A 14,797-nucleotide genomic window follows, 5' to 3' on the forward strand; every position below is an offset into this window, starting at 1 on the left:
CGCTCCGGGTGGGTTCGCGGCCCTGGAGGTCTCGTCCCTCCCTCCCTCCGCTCCGCCTGCCCCGCTCCAGCGCGGGGAGGCGGAGCGCAGTCCAGAACTAGACGCGCCACGAACCACCTCGCACTTCAATCGCCCGGTGGACCCAGGTCGAATGATCTTGTTATCCGCGAATGTGGCCTTCACGACTCGAGAGACGGCATCATGGAAGGCAAGAGCGCCAAGCAGATTGGGATGGACGATGGAAACCTTGGTCGTACTGGCTCTGGCCTGCCTGATCTACTGGTGGGGCCTACTCTGATCGGGGAGTTTGCGCGACCGCGTAGAGGGCGTCGGCGATCCGGCGGCTGAAGTGGTCGGCATCCTCGGTCCCGTGGGTGAGCGCGCGCATCAGAGTCGCGCCCCGCAGGAATTCGAAGACCGCCTCGGTGTCGCATGTCCGGGCCGCCTGGCCGGAGTCGGCGGCCGCCGTCAGCAGCTCGCCCAGCGCCTGAATCGTGGGGCGCTCGCCGCCGTCGAGCAGGCGGCGGTAGCTCTCCCGATCGTCGTGATACTCCGACAGCAGGCCGGGGATGGCCGAGCGGGCGGCGGGATGCGCGGCCGCGTTCAGGAACAGGCGCGTCCACGCCAATAGGTCGGCGCGCAGGTCGCCGGTGGGGGCCGGATGGTTCTCGGTGTCCAGCGCGAAGATCGCGTCCTCGACCAGCGCCCGCTTCCCCGGCCAGCGGCGGTAGATCGAGGTGGTGACCACCCCGGCCCGGCGGGCCACGGCCGCGATGGTGGTGGCCTGGTAGCCGTCCCGCACCAGGAGTTCCTGGGTGGCGGTCAGCACCTGCGCGTCCAGCTGCGGATCCCGGGGACGGCCGGGGCCGGTGCGGGCGGTCCCTGTCGCTGCGGTCACTTGGTCTCCCTGTGGTCGGCCGGGGCGAATCTTCTGGAACAGGTTACATTCCAGCCTTATTTGGAATACGCTGCGCCTCGTATTCTAATTGAGAGTGGCGCAGGCCACACCGCTGAGAGGCAGCCGTCGATGCTGACGCCCCAGGACGAACTACTCGCCCACCAGCTCCCCACCACCTTCGACCACGTGCAGCAGAGCGATCTGCGCTGGACCGAACGCGTCGTCCTGTACGGCTTCGACACCACCGGCGAGATCAGCGTCATGACCGGCATGGCGCGCTACCCCAATCGCAATGTGCTCGACGCCTACGCCATGGTCACCATCGGCAACAAGACCGCCCACGTGGTCCGGCTCTCCCGCGAGATCGGCGACCGCTACGACGGCATCGCCGACTGGACCGTCGGGCCGTTCAAGTACGAGATCGTGGAGCCGCTGCGCACGGTCCGCGCCACTCTCGGCGACAACGACCACGGCATCCGGCTGGAGCTCGAACTCGCGGGCGAATTCCCGGCCTACGAGCAGGAACCTGCCTTCTTCCGCAGCCGCGGCCGGGTCCGCGAGGACGCGCGCCGCTACTACCAGAACGGGCGCGTCTCGGGCTGGATCGAGGTCGAGGGCGCCCGCTTCGAGATCGACCCCGACACCTGGTGGTTCGGACGCGACCACTCCTGGGGCACCCGCCACGGGGGTGGCGGCGGCAGCCTCGGCGAGGGCGAGGGCCTGCAGCCCGGCGACGTCCCCGACGGCGTCCTCTATTACATGGGCATCTTCCAGTTCGATGACGAACTCGTGCACTTCGCGCAGCGCGAGACCGCAGACGGGCAGCGCTGGCACTTCGAGGGCACCGTGCTGTCGCCGCTGGACTCCGGCAGGCAGCCCATCCCCATCGCCACCACCGACCACGCGCTCACCTTCCGCGACGACTTCCGCATCGTCAGCGGCGGCAGCTTCACGGTGCGCTCCGCCGACGGGCGCGATCGCGAATTCACCATCACCCCCGTCTCCGACTTCTGGCCCGGCCTGGCCGGATACGACCACTACCGCGGCTACGCCTCCGGACTGTGGAAGGGCCCGAACTGGAGCGACGGCTTCACCGCCGACCTGACCGACACCGCCGACCTGAAGCAGGTCAGCATGCTCAGCGAGACCTTCTGCCGGGTCGAGACCGAGGGCAAGGTCGGCTACGGACTGGTCGAAATGGTCTGCATGGGCCGCAACGCGCGGTACGGGTACCAAGGGTACTGACCGTGACCGCCATCAGAATTCCCGCCGAGCACCTCGGGGCGGCACTGGAACCGCGGGTGCGCGAGCATCTTTCGGCCTCCGGCGCGGCTCGCGTCCGCGATCTCGCGCGTACCGAGCGCGGATTCGCCACCGAGACCTACCTTTTCACCGTCGAGGACGAATCCGGCAGCACTCCCCTGGTACTGCGCCGCCCACCGGACCTGTCGTTGTTCCCCGACTATGACCTGCTGCGACAGGTACTGGTCATGCGACGACTGGCCGGCACCGGGCTACCCGTCCCCGAGGTGGCCTGGCTCGAGCGCGGGGACAATCCGCTCGGCAGCCCGTACTTCGTCATGCACCGGCTGGACGGGCAGGCCCCCAGCGACTATCCGTCGTATCACGCCGCCGGGAACTACTTCGAGGCCACGCCCGAACAACGGGCCCGCATGTGGTGGGGGTGCGTGGACACTATCGCCACCGTCAACCAACTGGATTGGCGGGCACTGGGATTGGACTTCCTCGCCTTCCCGCGACACGGGACCGGGGTGGTCGAACAAGGGGTGAACTATCTCGAAGGAGCGCTGCGCTGGGCCTGCGAAGGGGATCCGCCCGAGACGTACCGGCGGGCGGTCGCCTACCTTCGCGACAACCTCTACGAGCCGGAGCGGCCCTGCCTGTGCTGGGGCGACGCCCGCATGTCGAACATCCTCTACGACAAGGACTTCCAGGTCCGTGGCGTCCTCGACTGGGAGATCGCCCATCTCGGTGCGCCCGAATCGGATCTGGCCTGGTTGTTGTTCCTGGACTGGGCCTGCAGCGAATACGAGGGCCATCCGCCGCTACCGGGCACCCCGACCCGCGAGGAGACCATCGCCCACTACGAGAAGAGCACCGGGTACCAGGTCCGCGATCTCGAATACCAGGAGATCTTCTCCGCCGCCCTGCTGTCGATTCCGCTGCTGCGCATGACCCATCGCGTGCAACTGCCCCCGGAAATGAATATCACCGGCTTCTGCACCGCCCGCATCGAGCAATTACTGAACTGACAGTGTCGCCGTCCACCGATACGCTGTCGCGGCACGTTTCATTTCGATCGGGGGGGTTCCCTAATGCTGCGTCTGGGTATCTGGATGGCGATTCTCGGCTTCGGCTCGCTGTTCCTGGAGAAGGCCGATATGCACTTCATCATCCTGGCCTGGGCTGACGATATGCAGCCCGGCTTCGGCATCGTGCTCGGGGCGATCGGGGTACTGGTGGCACTGGTCTCGTTCGGCATGCAGGCCAAGGACGAGTCGGCCTGAGCCATCAGGAAATAGACGATTCCGCCCCCGGCAGTACGCCGGGGGCGGAATCGTTTTCAGGGGTCGGCTAGCGGGCCTGCGCCAGCTCCGGCTCGGCCGTCTCCTCCGGAAGTCCTTCCGGTGCCGCCGCCTTCGCGCCCTTCATCAGGAAGAAGGCGATCACCGTGGCCGCCAGGACCGCCGCGCCACCCGCCAGGAAGGTGGTCGACATGGCGTGGGTGAAGGCGTCGCGAGCCGCGTTCAGCAGGGCGGCGTCGCCGGTGGCGAAGGCTCCGGCGATGCTGTCGCGGGCCGCCGCCGGGGCGTCGGAAGGCATTCCGTCGGTGTAGGTTCCGGCCAGGATCGCACCCAGCACGGCCACGCCCAGCGCGCCACCGGTCTGCTGGATGGTGTCGTTCAGGGCCGAACCGACGCCGGCCTGCTCCGGCGGGATGGCCCCCATCAGCGCGCCGATCGCGGCGGGCATGGCCAGACCGGCGCCCGCGCCGACCAGCGCCATGGCGAGGGCCGCGACCCAGAAGCCCGAGTCGGTGTCGAGCGCGGCCAGGGCGCCCGAACCGGCGGCCAGCACCAGCATGCCGAGCAGGGTCAGCGGGCGGACGCCCAGCTTCTGCACCAGACCCGCGCCCACACCCTGCGCCACCAGGGCGGCGAAGGCCAGCGGGGTGAAGGCCAGCGCGGTCTTCATCGGCGTGTAGCCGAGCACGAACTGCAGGTACTGGGTCAGCAGCAGGAGCAGACCGGCATTGGCGAAGGTGACCAGTACCAGCGAGAAGCTGGATCCGGTGAAGACGCGGTTGCGGAACAGCTGCAGCGGCACCATCGGGTGTTCGGCCTTCAGTTCACGAATCAGGAAGGCCACCAGGAAGAGCGCGGCGACCACCAGCGAAACCCAGGTTCCGGCAAGGCCCTTGGTCGGGAACTCGATGATGCCCCACACCAGCGCCACGGTGCCGACGATGGACAGCGCCATGCCCGGCAGATCGGTCGGGCGGGCCGGGCCCTTGGACTCCGGCATCAGGGTCATGGCCGCCACGATGGCCACCGCCGCGATCGGCACGTTCAGCAGGAAGACCGCGCCCCACCACACGTGTTCGAGCATGAGGCCGCCCAGCACCGGGCCGCCGACCATGCCGATCATGGCGACACTGCTCCAGGCGGCGATCGCCCTGGGGCGCTCCTGCTCGTCGAACACGGTGATCAGGATGGACAGGGTGCTCGGCATGATGAGCGCGCCGCCGATACCCATGATCACGCGGCCGCCGATCAGCATCTCGGGGCTGGTGGCGTAGGCGGCCAGCAGTGAGGCCGCGCCGAAGAGCACCAGGCCCAAGACCATCACCAGCCGGCGGCCGAAGCGGTCGGAGAGACTGCCCGTGGTGAGCAGCAGGCCCGCGAAGACCAGGATGTAGGAGTCGATCACCCACTGCAGCGCCTGCGGGCCGGCGTGCAGGTCGGTGGCGATCTGGGGCAGGGCGACGGTGAGCACCATATTGTCGATCACCAGCACCAGGGAGCTCAGGCAGAGCACCACCAGGATCAGCCAGCGCCGCGGGTCGCGCTGGGCGACCGGCGCTGTCAGCGCCTCGGCCATGTCTTTCGCAGTCATTGTTGTCCCCTTCGAGAAGCGGTTCCGCACACTGTGCGGCATTGTCGAACACTGTACGGCCTCCGTACACTGTTCGCAACAAGGAACGGTGTACGGCAGGGCGAACGACGTTCTAGCTGGGGTTATGCTGTTCCGCAGACAAAGGAGGAAGAGCCATGGCGGCCAAGGCCCAGGAGTTCTCGTCGGTGTGGACCCGACCGGAACGACAGCGCAAGGATCAGCCCGCACTGAGCCGGGAACAGATCGTCACCGAGGCGCTCGCCCTGCTCGATACCGAGGGCTACGACGCGCTCAGCATGCGCCGCCTCGGCAGCCGCCTGAACGCGGGCGCGACCTCGCTCTACACCCACGTCACCAATAAGGACGAGATCCTCGAACTCGCCATCGACGAGGCCTTCGGCGACGTCCCCGCACCCCCCGGCGTCGCCGAGAACTGGCGCGCCGAACTACTCACCCTGGGCCGCGACATCCGCGCCGCCATCCTGCGACACCCGTGGATCAGCACCGCCATGACCGGCGCCGGACTCGCCTACCTCGGCCCGAACCTGCTGCGCCTGTCCGAGACCATGCTCGCCCTGCTCGAGGCGGTCGGCTTCGACGACTACTCCGCCGACCGCGCCGCCAATGCCGTCTGGTCCTACGTGCTCGGCACCACCAGCGGCGAGACCGCCATGGTCACCACCATCGCCCGCAGCGGCCAGAGCCAGCAGGAGTGGTTCACCAACTTCATGACCCTGGCCGAGCGAGCGACACACAGCTATCCGCACATCAGCAAACGCCATCGGACCATGAGCGACATCAACGTCGCCCAGTCCCGCGAGGACTTCTTCGACGACGAACTCGGCCTCATCCTCGACGGGCTGGAAGTGCGGCGCACCCGGACGGCCGGGAAATAGGCTGCCGCGCGGGCGGATTCAGCGACCGGACGCCAGGCTGGTCCCGCCGTTGACATCGAGGACGACGCCGGTGGTGAAGCCGTTCACGGCCAGCAGGTGAATGGCGGCCGCGACATCCTCCGGGCGGCCGACCCGGCCGACCGGGGTGGTGGCGACCAGACCGTCGAACAGGGCGGTGCGCTGCGCCTCGGGAACCCGTTCCCACCACGGGGTATCGATGACTCCCGGGGCGACCGCGTTGATCCGCAGCGGGGCGAGCTCGACCGCCAGCGGCGCGACCATGGCATTGAGCGCGCCGTTGATGGCGGCCAGACCCGCGGTGCCGGGGAAGGCCGAACGGGCCGAGGCGGCGGTCACCAGGGTCACCGAACCGTGCGAATCCAGATGTGGCAGTGCGGCTTTCAGAATGCGGACCTGCGGCCAGAACTTGCCGTCGAAACCGGCGGCCAGCTGATCCAGGCCGAGTTCGGCGAACGGGCCGCTACCGGCCGAACCGCTCACCGAGATGACCAGGTGGTCCAGGGTTCCCAGCCCGGCGAAGAAGGCGTCGACCTCGGCCTGGTCGGCGGCGTCCACGGCGTGACCGGTGGTGTCGCCGCCGATGCGGGCCACGGCCGCGTCCAGCTTGGCCCGGTCGCGACCGGTGATGACGACCTCGGCGCCCGCGGCCGCGAAGACGGCGGCGGTGGCCTCACCGATGCCGGAACTGCCGCCCATGATGACGACGCGCTGTGTTGTGGTCATTGCCGGAACCTCCAGTTTGTTGGAACTGATAGTCTCGACAACAGCGGAACCGAGACTTTTAGTCTCGACAGAACGGTGAGCTGCGCCACAGGAGGACATCGATGAAAACCGCAGGGCCGCAGTCCGATCCCGAGCGACCCCACACCGGCCGCCGCCGCAACGAGGCCACCCACCAGGCCATCCTCGACACCTCGCTACGGCTGCTCGGCGAATCCGGGGGCGCGCCGGTCACCATCGACGCCATCGCACGGGCGGCCGGAGTCGGGAAACAGACCGTCTACCGCTGGTGGCCGTCCAAAGGCGCCTTGCTGCTGGACGCGCTCACCGAACGATCCACCCTGCACGTGCCGACGCCCGACACCGGTTCGGTGCGCGCCGACCTGCTCGCGATCATCGACTCGACCTTCCGTGGCGCGCAGAGCGATTCGACCGCGCCCGCCCTGCGCACCCTGGTTCGCGAGGCGGCGCAGGACCCGCACCTGGCCGAATTGCTGGAAACCTTCACAGCGCAACGGCGTCAGGCTGTCCTGGAGGTCCTGGAGCGGGGTCGCGCACGCGGCGAACTGTCCGATGACGCCGACCTCGATCTCATGGTCGACCAGTTCTACGGCGTGTTCTGGTACCGCTTCCTGATCGGCCACGCGCCCCTCGATACCGCCGTGGCCGAACGGCTCACCGATTCGATTCTGGCAGGGAACACAGAAGGCCCGCGTCGCCGAAGCGACGCGGGCCCCAATCGGGTCCGGGGGTAAAACCCGCGAGAGACCCGAGAGTTGGTCAGAGCTGTTCGCGGACAGCCACTTCGATGCGCTTGCCGAGGTCGGCGTCCACGCTCTTCCAGTAGTCGAACACGCGGCCCAGGATCGGCTCGCGAACACCGCCCAGGATGTGCCCGGCCACATTGCTCACCAGGCGATCCCGTTGCGCGTCGTCCATGACCTCACGCACCAGGGTGCCCGCCTGCGCGAAGTCGTTGTCCTCGCGGTGGGTGACGTACCCGGCGCGGATCATGGTCGGGTCGAACGCCCACGCGCCGTCATCGATGGCGCGGGCCGGGTCGGCGTGCGCGCCGCCGAAGGAGTTGGGCGCGTACACCGGAACGGTCGGCGCGTTGTGGCCGGAACGCATGGCGCCGTCCTGCGAGTAGGAGTTCACCGGGGCGGCCTTGGCGCGGTTCGGCGGCAGCTGCGCGTGATTGGCGCCGATCCGGTAACGGTGCGCGTCGGCGTAGGCGAAGACGCGGCCCAGCAGCATCTTGTCGGGCGAGAAGGCGATGCCGGGCACCACGTTCGAGGGCGCGAAGGCGGCCTGCTCGATGTCCACGAAGTAGTTCGCGGGGTTGCGGTTCAGGGTCCAGCGGCCGACCTCGATGAGCGGGTAGTCCTGCTGCGACCAGACCTTGGTCAGGTCGAAGGGGTTGAAGCGGTAGTTCTCCGCCTCGGCGACCGGCATGATCTGGACCTTCAGCGTCCAGCTCGGGTGGTCGCCGCGCTCGATGGCCTCGTACAGGTCGCGCCGGTGGTAGTCGGCGTCCTTGCCGGCCAGCTCGTCGGCCTCGGCCTGGGTGAGGGTCTTGATGCCCTGGTCGGTCTTGAAGTGGTACTTCACCCAGAAGCGTTCGCCCGCCTCGTTGATCCACTGGTAGGTGTGCGAGCCGAAGCCGTCCATGTGGCGCAGGGTGGCGGGGATGCCGCGGTCGCCCATGAGCCAGGTGACCTGGTGGGCGGTCTCCGGGCGCAGGGTCCAGAAGTCCCACTGCATGTTCGCGTCGCGCAGGCCGGAACCGGGCAGGCGCTTCTGCGAGTGGATGAAGTCGGGGAACTTGATCGGGTCCTTGATGAAGAAGACCGGGGTGTTGTTGCCGACGATGTCGTAGTTGCCCTCGGTGGTGTAGAACTTCACCGCGAAACCGCGCGGGTCGCGCCAGGTGTCGGGGCTGCCCTGCTCACCGGCGACGGTGGAGAACCGCACCAGCGATTCGGTGCGGGTGCCCGGCTGGAACAGCGCGGCCTTGGTGTAGCGGCTGACGTCGCCGGTGACCACCAGTTCGCCGAACGCGCCCGCGCCCTTGGCGTGCACCACGCGCTCCGGGACGCGCTCCCGGTTGAAGTGCGCGAGCTTCTCGATCAGGTAGTGATCGTGCAGCAGGATCGGGCCCTGGGCGCCCGCGGTGAGCGATTCGTTGTCGCTGGGCACCGGGGCGCCGGAGTTGGTGGTGGTCGCCTTGGTCATGAAACCGAGCCTGCTCCGCTTTCTTGAACTAGTCAAGAAAAGCGGGCAGGCTCGTCGGTAAACAAAGCTGTATACAGTCCGGGCGCTACCGCGGAGCCGGCGGGCGATAGGTCGGGAAGTTCGGTGGCGGGATGTAGGTGGGCGGGCGATCGAGCCAGGTGGGCATCGGCGGCACCGTGAGCGGGTACTGCCGCAGGTACGACGGGAACGTCGGCGGCGCCGTGTAGCGCGGCGGCGTGTAGTGGGTCGTGGTCGGCGCGGAATCGTGATCCGAGCCCAGGGCGGCGATCACCACCCGGATCACCAGCAGCACCCCGACCGCCGCCGCCCAGCGCCCGAACCGGCTGCCATCGGACTTCGGCCGCGGAACCGGCGCCCGGACAACGGCTTTCCGCTCGCGGTACGGACCACGGGACGCGCCCCCGGCCGCGGCGTCCCGGGCCGCCCGCGCCCGCAGTTCGTCCTGCGCGGCCAGCCACGCCAGCTGCTCCCGCACCACATCGCCGTACGCGGGATCCAACTGCGCGACCCGCCGCAATTGCTCCGCGCCCGCCTGGTTGTCCCCCCGATCCACCGCGAGCAGCGCGAGCTCGTACAGCGCTTCCGCATGGTCCGGCTCCAGCCGCAGCACCTCCCGGAACGCGGCCTCCGCCTGCGCCTGCGCATCGGGCCCGTGCACGTTCCGCCGCAGGGTCAGCCCGCGCAGCAGATGCGTGTGCGGGTCGTCCGGTTCCAGCTCGAGCGCCAGCTCCAGATTCTCGAGCGCCGCCGCCGGATCGGTATCCCGTTGCGTGGCGGCCAGGATCCGGAAATTCACCGCCTCGTCCGGCTCGAGTTCGACAGCCCGCCGAGCCGCCGCCAGCGCCCGCTCCCGCCGCTGCGCCCCCTCGTCCCCGGCCGCGCTTCGACTCGACTGCAATTCCGCCAGCGCCCGCACCCGCCACACGAACGGCTCGTCCGGCGCCACCCGCATCGCGGCCCCCGCGAACTCCAGCGCTCGCTCGTACTCCCCCTCCCGATAGGCCAGATTGGCCATGTCCGCCAACGCCTCGGGATCCTCCGGATCCCCCGCCAGCACCTCCCCCAACATCTCCCGGGCCGCATCGAACCGCCCGAGATCCGCCAGCACCCTGGCCTTCTCGATCTTCTCGCTCATCCGGTCAGCGATCCGGGATCAGCGGTTGTCGCGGGTGCGCATATACGCGGCGAGCTCGTCGTAGCTGCCGTCGTTGTTGGCGAATTCGACGACGTTGCGCGCGGATTCGAACCAGGCGCCGGTGCTGGGCCGGGTCTGGGCGAGGGCGGCGGCGATGTCATCCATGCGGACGGGGCGGACGGCGCCGGTGCGGATGGAGTCGGCCATGGCGAGTTGGGTTGCGGACTTGCAGATTTGGGCCAAATCGGCGCCGGAGTAGCTCTCGGTGCGGGCGGCGACGGCGTTGAGGTCGATGCCCTCGACGGGGCGGTCCTTCAGGTGGTGGCGCAGGATCGAGACTCGGGCCTCCGGATCGGGGAGGGCGACCAGGACCATGCGGTCGAAGCGGCCGGGGCGGCGCAGGGCCACGTCGACGTCCCAGGGGTGGTTGGTGGCGCCGATGATGTAGACGCCCTCGTTGTCGCTGGTCATCGAATCCATCTCGGTGAGCAGCTGATTGACGGTGGAGCGCAGCGAACTGGAGCCGGACAGGTGGCTGCGCTTGTGGCCGAGGGCGTCGATCTCGTCGAAGAACAGGACGCAGGGGGCCTTGCGGCGCGCGGTGCGGAAGACCTGTTTGAGGTTGTACTCACTGCGGCCGGTGTACCAGTTCAGGATGTCGGCGATCTCGATGGCGTAGAAGTTCGCGCCCAGCTCACCCGCCACCGCCGACGCCACGAACGTCTTGCCGCAACCGGGCGGGCCGTAGAGCAGCAGGCCGCCGCGGGCGCTGGTGCCGAAGGCCTTGGCCAGTTCCGGGTTTCGGACCGGGCCCAGCAGCGACAACTCCAGCTGCTGCTTGACGTGCTCCATGCCACCGACATCGGCGAGGGTCAGCTTGGGGCGCTCGAACAGGCCGACATCGCCCTCGGCGTACGGCTCGGACCGCTCGTTCACGAAGGCGGGCTGGATGATGTCGCCCACCTGCTCCTCGGCGGCCTCCCAGTCGTAGCCGGAGTCGGCCGCCTCGGGCTCGACCGCGGCCGACGTCGTGGAAGCCAGTGCGGCCGCGGCCGATTCACCGGCCGCGCCCGCCAGCGCCGCGGTACAGCGTTGCAGCAGCGCCGTCACCTGCGCGTTGACCGGATCCTGGGCCAGCGCCGTGGCGCACTGCGACAGCGCCTCCGCGTGGCGTCCGCGAGCGGCCAGCAGTTCGATCACGCTGATCCGCACCGGCAGCAGCTCGGGATTGGCGTCGAGCACGGTCAGCAGATTGGCGATCACCGGATCGTCGGTCACAGCTCCCCCAAGAGAAGTACAGATTGTTCTTCGCCGAATGCTAAACGCTCCCGGTGACACCGGTCACCACCGCGACGACGTCACCCGGATCATGCCGGCGTGCCACCCCGCGGTTTTGAACCCGGACTCTCCATAGGCGTTTCGAGGCATAGCCCAGATCACAGTGTCGCACCTGGAATAGATCGGCACGAAGCCCGGTTGATGCACAGTGCCGGCGTCGGAACAGCCCCGGGCCGCACCCTTCGTCGCTACGAGCGACCACTCGCCGAGAGGCGCTTGTTGGGCGTCGGCTTCAACTTTCCGGGTTAGCCTGAACTCCATGCGGCGCATGCGCAGGGGGATGGCCGGCGCGTTGGCGACGGTAGTGATGGCGGGCAGCGTGATCCTCGGCGGAGGGGCCGCGACAGCGGTGACCGACCCGGCGCACTGCGCGCAACCCACAGGGCGCGACTTCGTGCGTGCCGCACCCGAGGACGCCGGGGTCGACCCCGGCCCACTCGCCGACGCCCTTGCCTTCGCAGCCACCCGAAACCGCTTGAACGTCCAGGTCTTTCGGCACAACTGCCTGATCGGCGCCGGCCCCTCGAACGCCGAGACCGATACCGTCCCGTGGAACGTCTGGAGCGTCACCAAGAGCATCGTCTCCCTGCTCGCCGGAATCGCCTGGGACCGTGGAAAACTCGATATCGACGCGACCCTGGACAACTATCTGCCGCCGGGCATCGGCGACGCCGGGCACCGCGCCATCACCGTGGAGAACCTGCTGCAGGAGACCTCGGGCCTGCGGATCGGCGCGGCCACCGAGGGCATCACCGGTGTCGTCCCCCTCGACCCGTTCAGCGCGGTCCAGGCACTGGGCGTGCCCTTCGACACCCCACCGGGCAGCGCCTTCCAATACAGCCAGCGCAATGTGGACCTGCTGTCGTATGTGATCGAACTGGCCACCGGCGAACCGCTCCAGGACTTCGCGCAGCGGGAACTGTTCGGCCCCTTGGGCATCGAGCGCGGCGACTACTACTGGGCGCGGGACCGTTCGGGCCACACCTACGGGTACGCGCACCTGTTCATCCCGCCCGCCGATCTGGCGCGGCTCGGTATGCTGGTCGCCGCGCACGGCCGCTGGAACGGTCGCGCGGTCGTCTCCGAGGCCTATCTGGATCGGGCCGTCACGCCGTCGGGCACCAACCGCTGCTACGGCTACCTGTTCTGGCTCGGCCCGGGCTGCGCGGAGAATCCCGAATTCCTGCCCGCCGACACCTATTCCATGTCCGGACTCGGCCTGCAGAACGTCTTCGTGGTGCCCGACCTGGACCTGATGGTGGTGTGGACCGGCGTGTTCGGCGTGCACAACGGCCAAGGCCCCGGCGGCCTCCTGCAATACGGCGACGAGCCGTCGCACGAGTTCTTCCGCCGCCTGCTGTCCGGGTTCCGCGACCATCCGATGCCGGATCCGGGCCCGTACGTGGAGACGCCGCTGCGGGTGGACTACCGTGCCTACTTCGACACCGATATCGCGCTGGCGGTCTTCGGCGTCGGCGCGGACGCCTATCCCGGCTGTACCGTGTTGTCCTGCTTGAACCTTCCGCTCGCCCCGCCGTTCAGTGACGCGCCCCCGGGCTGCCTGCTGCTGGCGTGCGTCGGCCCCGACCCGCGCACCCCGGGGGTGCGCTGACTCCGACGACAGCGTCTAGGGCGTGACCGCGGCGCGCCCCGCCAACTCCCGTAATTCCTCGGCCGGCCGGCGGCCGGCGAACTGCAGCAGATCGCGCACCACCTCGCGGGCGCGATGATCGGTGTGGACCAGTTCGGGCGTTAGTCGCTCGGCATTGAGCAACGCCTCCAACGCTTCCGCCGCCTGCCGCCGTTGCGCGTGCGCGCGAGCCACGTCGACCAGGAAGCGAGCTTGCCGTTCCGGCGACAGGATCGACGCGTCGACGGTGCGCGCGGTGTCGAGCGCCTCGCCGGCGTCACCCAGTTCGACGGCCACGGCCACCGCGTGCACGGCGACCCCGGTCGGACCGAACTCGGTGTCGAAGTCGTTGCGGCCCTCGCCCAGTCGATCGGCGGCGGTGCGCGCCGCCGCCAGCCCGGCCCGGGCCGCGGTGCGATTCCCGTCCGTCGCCGCGATCACCGCCAGCATGAGCTGCAGGGATCCGTAGAGCGACAGCACTTCCGGCCGCGGGTGGTCGGCCGCCGCGCGGGCGGTCAGCGCCGCCACCGACACCCGTGCCGCCTGTTCGGCCTGTTCCAGTCGTTGCAGGCGCAGGAAGGCCTGTGCCATGCGGTAGGTTCCGGCCACGACGCTGAGCGCGTCACCGGATTCCTCGGCCGCGGACAAGGCGCGATCGGCCGCGACCCACGCCGCGTCGACCTCCTCCTGACGGGTGAACGCGGTCGCGGCCACCTGATAGGCGCGCGAGAGCTGGGTCAGCACTTCCGGCCGCCGCGGGGTGTTCGCCCGCGCGGCGTGCTCCAGGTCCGGGATCAGCTCCAGCAGGCTGCCGCCCACCTCGACCAAACGGGATTCGTGTGCCAGCTGCCAGGCCAGGTCCACGCGCTGTTGCAGCTCGGGGAGTTTCGCGTCCGCCGCGTTCGGCTCGGGAACGCGGTCGGCCTCGTCTCCGAGAAGCTGGTCCAGTGCGGGATGTCCGGTGAGCAACAGCCGCAGCTGCTCGAAGACCGCCGAGCCGGGCCGGTGCCCGTCGCCGCGGTCGGCGGCCACCGGTTCGGCCGCTTCCGGACGCAGATCGCGTACCGCCACGCCGAGCACGTCCGCCAGTCTTTGCAGAACGGACAGTCGCTCAACAGGCAGGACGTCTCGCTCGACCTGCGACACCCAGCTTTCCGAGCGCCGAATCGCCGCGCCCAACTCTTTCTGCGATAGTCCCCGCCGCCGGCGCAACTCCGCTACCCGTGCCCCAAGGGTACTTTCGGCCACCGGGTCAAACTCCTTCTGCCTGATCGGCTTTCCCGGCCGTCACCGCCCGCTTGTTTCGCCGATGTCTACCATGCCCTTCTCCCTCCGCCCATTCCTTCCAAGGGGGGATCTGCCGACAAGGATTCCAGACCGGGCGAGCTTACGGCGCACAGTATGGAACATGGATTTTTCTTATTGCACCGCAATTTTTCTGTGTTTAACGTTTGAAGAGGACCCGTCGAACCAAACGGACGACAAGAGGTGGTCATGCCCGGCGAACTTCTCTTCTTCCTACTCGGAGCCGGAATCGGCGGCGCGGCAATGTGGTTCGCGGCGTGCGCCCTAGCGGCCACCAAGTATTCCTCCGCTGCCGACGGGGCGACGGGGCAAACGATCACCGCTCGCCTCGAACGCGAGGGTAACCGGAACTCCCGCGCGGCGAAAGGCCAACCAGTCACCCACCGGGCGCCCACACGATGACGGCCGCCCCCAAAACCGACGAAGTCCATGTGCGCCTGCGGTTTCCCGGCGGAATGATC

13 protein-coding genes are annotated in these 14,797 nt (G+C 68.8%); 6 read left to right on the forward strand and 7 right to left on the reverse strand.

Annotation, left to right across the window (positions count from 1 at the left end; translation table 11 throughout):
- Nucleotides 1-289: 289 nt before the first annotated feature.
- Entirely contained in the window at nucleotides 290-898 is a 609-nt protein-coding gene (locus tag ACFYTS_RS02405) for a TetR/AcrR family transcriptional regulator (protein WP_357275478.1), read from the reverse strand.
- Nucleotides 899-1,027: 129 nt separating this feature from the next.
- Between ACFYTS_RS02405 and ACFYTS_RS02410 the strand changes: the two genes are divergently transcribed.
- From ACFYTS_RS02410 to ACFYTS_RS02420, 3 genes are all read left to right on the forward strand, one after another.
- Nucleotides 1,028-2,143 carry a hypothetical protein gene (locus ACFYTS_RS02410; RefSeq protein WP_387300769.1) on the forward strand — a complete coding sequence of 372 codons (1,116 nt, stop codon included), beginning with the start codon at nucleotides 1,028-1,030 and terminating at the stop codon, nucleotides 2,141-2,143.
- 2 nt (nucleotides 2,144-2,145) lie between these two features.
- Nucleotides 2,146-3,171: a phosphotransferase family protein gene (locus ACFYTS_RS02415; protein WP_357275473.1), complete on the forward strand. Its 1,026-nt coding sequence runs from the start codon at nucleotides 2,146-2,148 to the stop codon at nucleotides 3,169-3,171.
- A 63-nt stretch (nucleotides 3,172-3,234) separates the two neighbouring features.
- Complete coding sequence (locus ACFYTS_RS02420) at nucleotides 3,235-3,426, forward strand: hypothetical protein (RefSeq protein WP_357275472.1); 192 nt, start codon at nucleotides 3,235-3,237, stop codon at nucleotides 3,424-3,426.
- A gap of 67 nt (nucleotides 3,427-3,493) precedes the next feature.
- Here the strand turns inward: ACFYTS_RS02420 and ACFYTS_RS02425 are convergent, their stop codons facing one another.
- Entirely contained in the window at nucleotides 3,494-5,035 is a 1,542-nt protein-coding gene (locus ACFYTS_RS02425; RefSeq protein WP_387300772.1) for an MFS transporter, read from the reverse strand.
- Nucleotides 5,036-5,190: 155 nt separating this feature from the next.
- Between ACFYTS_RS02425 and ACFYTS_RS02430 the strand changes: the two genes are divergently transcribed.
- Nucleotides 5,191-5,931 (forward strand): TetR/AcrR family transcriptional regulator, encoded by a 741-nt coding sequence (locus ACFYTS_RS02430; RefSeq protein ID WP_387300774.1) that lies wholly within the window; start codon nucleotides 5,191-5,193, stop codon nucleotides 5,929-5,931.
- 18 nt (nucleotides 5,932-5,949) lie between these two features.
- Here the strand turns inward: ACFYTS_RS02430 and ACFYTS_RS02435 are convergent, their stop codons facing one another.
- Nucleotides 5,950-6,675, reverse strand: coding sequence for an SDR family oxidoreductase (locus ACFYTS_RS02435; protein ID WP_357275466.1), 726 nt, complete (start codon nucleotides 6,673-6,675; stop codon nucleotides 5,950-5,952).
- Between the two features lie 101 nt (nucleotides 6,676-6,776).
- Here ACFYTS_RS02435 and ACFYTS_RS02440 point away from each other — a divergent pair, with 101 nt between their 5' ends.
- Nucleotides 6,777-7,427, forward strand: a complete 651-nt coding sequence (locus ACFYTS_RS02440) for a TetR/AcrR family transcriptional regulator (RefSeq protein ID WP_387300776.1) — start codon at nucleotides 6,777-6,779, stop codon at nucleotides 7,425-7,427.
- Nucleotides 7,428-7,452: 25 nt separating this feature from the next.
- Here ACFYTS_RS02440 and ACFYTS_RS02445 read toward each other — a convergent pair whose 3' ends face one another.
- From ACFYTS_RS02445 to ACFYTS_RS02455, 3 genes are all read right to left on the reverse strand, one after another.
- Nucleotides 7,453-8,907 carry a catalase gene (locus ACFYTS_RS02445; protein WP_357275461.1) on the reverse strand — a complete coding sequence of 485 codons (1,455 nt, stop codon included), beginning with the start codon at nucleotides 8,905-8,907 and terminating at the stop codon, nucleotides 7,453-7,455.
- Between the two features lie 85 nt (nucleotides 8,908-8,992).
- Nucleotides 8,993-10,063 (reverse strand): tetratricopeptide repeat protein, encoded by a 1,071-nt coding sequence (locus tag ACFYTS_RS02450; RefSeq protein ID WP_357275458.1) that lies wholly within the window; start codon nucleotides 10,061-10,063, stop codon nucleotides 8,993-8,995.
- An 18-nt stretch (nucleotides 10,064-10,081) separates the two neighbouring features.
- Entirely contained in the window at nucleotides 10,082-11,341 is a 1,260-nt protein-coding gene (locus ACFYTS_RS02455; protein ID WP_387300779.1) for an AAA family ATPase, read from the reverse strand.
- 319 nt (nucleotides 11,342-11,660) lie between these two features.
- Here ACFYTS_RS02455 and ACFYTS_RS02460 point away from each other — a divergent pair, with 319 nt between their 5' ends.
- Nucleotides 11,661-13,013, forward strand: coding sequence for a serine hydrolase domain-containing protein (locus ACFYTS_RS02460; protein WP_387300781.1), 1,353 nt, complete (start codon nucleotides 11,661-11,663; stop codon nucleotides 13,011-13,013).
- 15 nt (nucleotides 13,014-13,028) lie between these two features.
- On the opposite strand, the gene ACFYTS_RS02465 is transcribed toward ACFYTS_RS02460, so the two are convergent.
- A complete protein-coding gene (locus ACFYTS_RS02465; protein ID WP_387300783.1) occupies nucleotides 13,029-14,279 on the reverse strand; it encodes a helix-turn-helix domain-containing protein in 1,251 nt (416 codons plus the stop codon).
- Between the last annotated feature and the right edge of the window lie 518 nt (nucleotides 14,280-14,797).

It is taken from the genome of Nocardia sp. NPDC004151 (assembly GCF_042874235.1).
In the GTDB taxonomy this organism is placed as follows: domain Bacteria; phylum Actinomycetota; class Actinomycetes; order Mycobacteriales; family Mycobacteriaceae; genus Nocardia.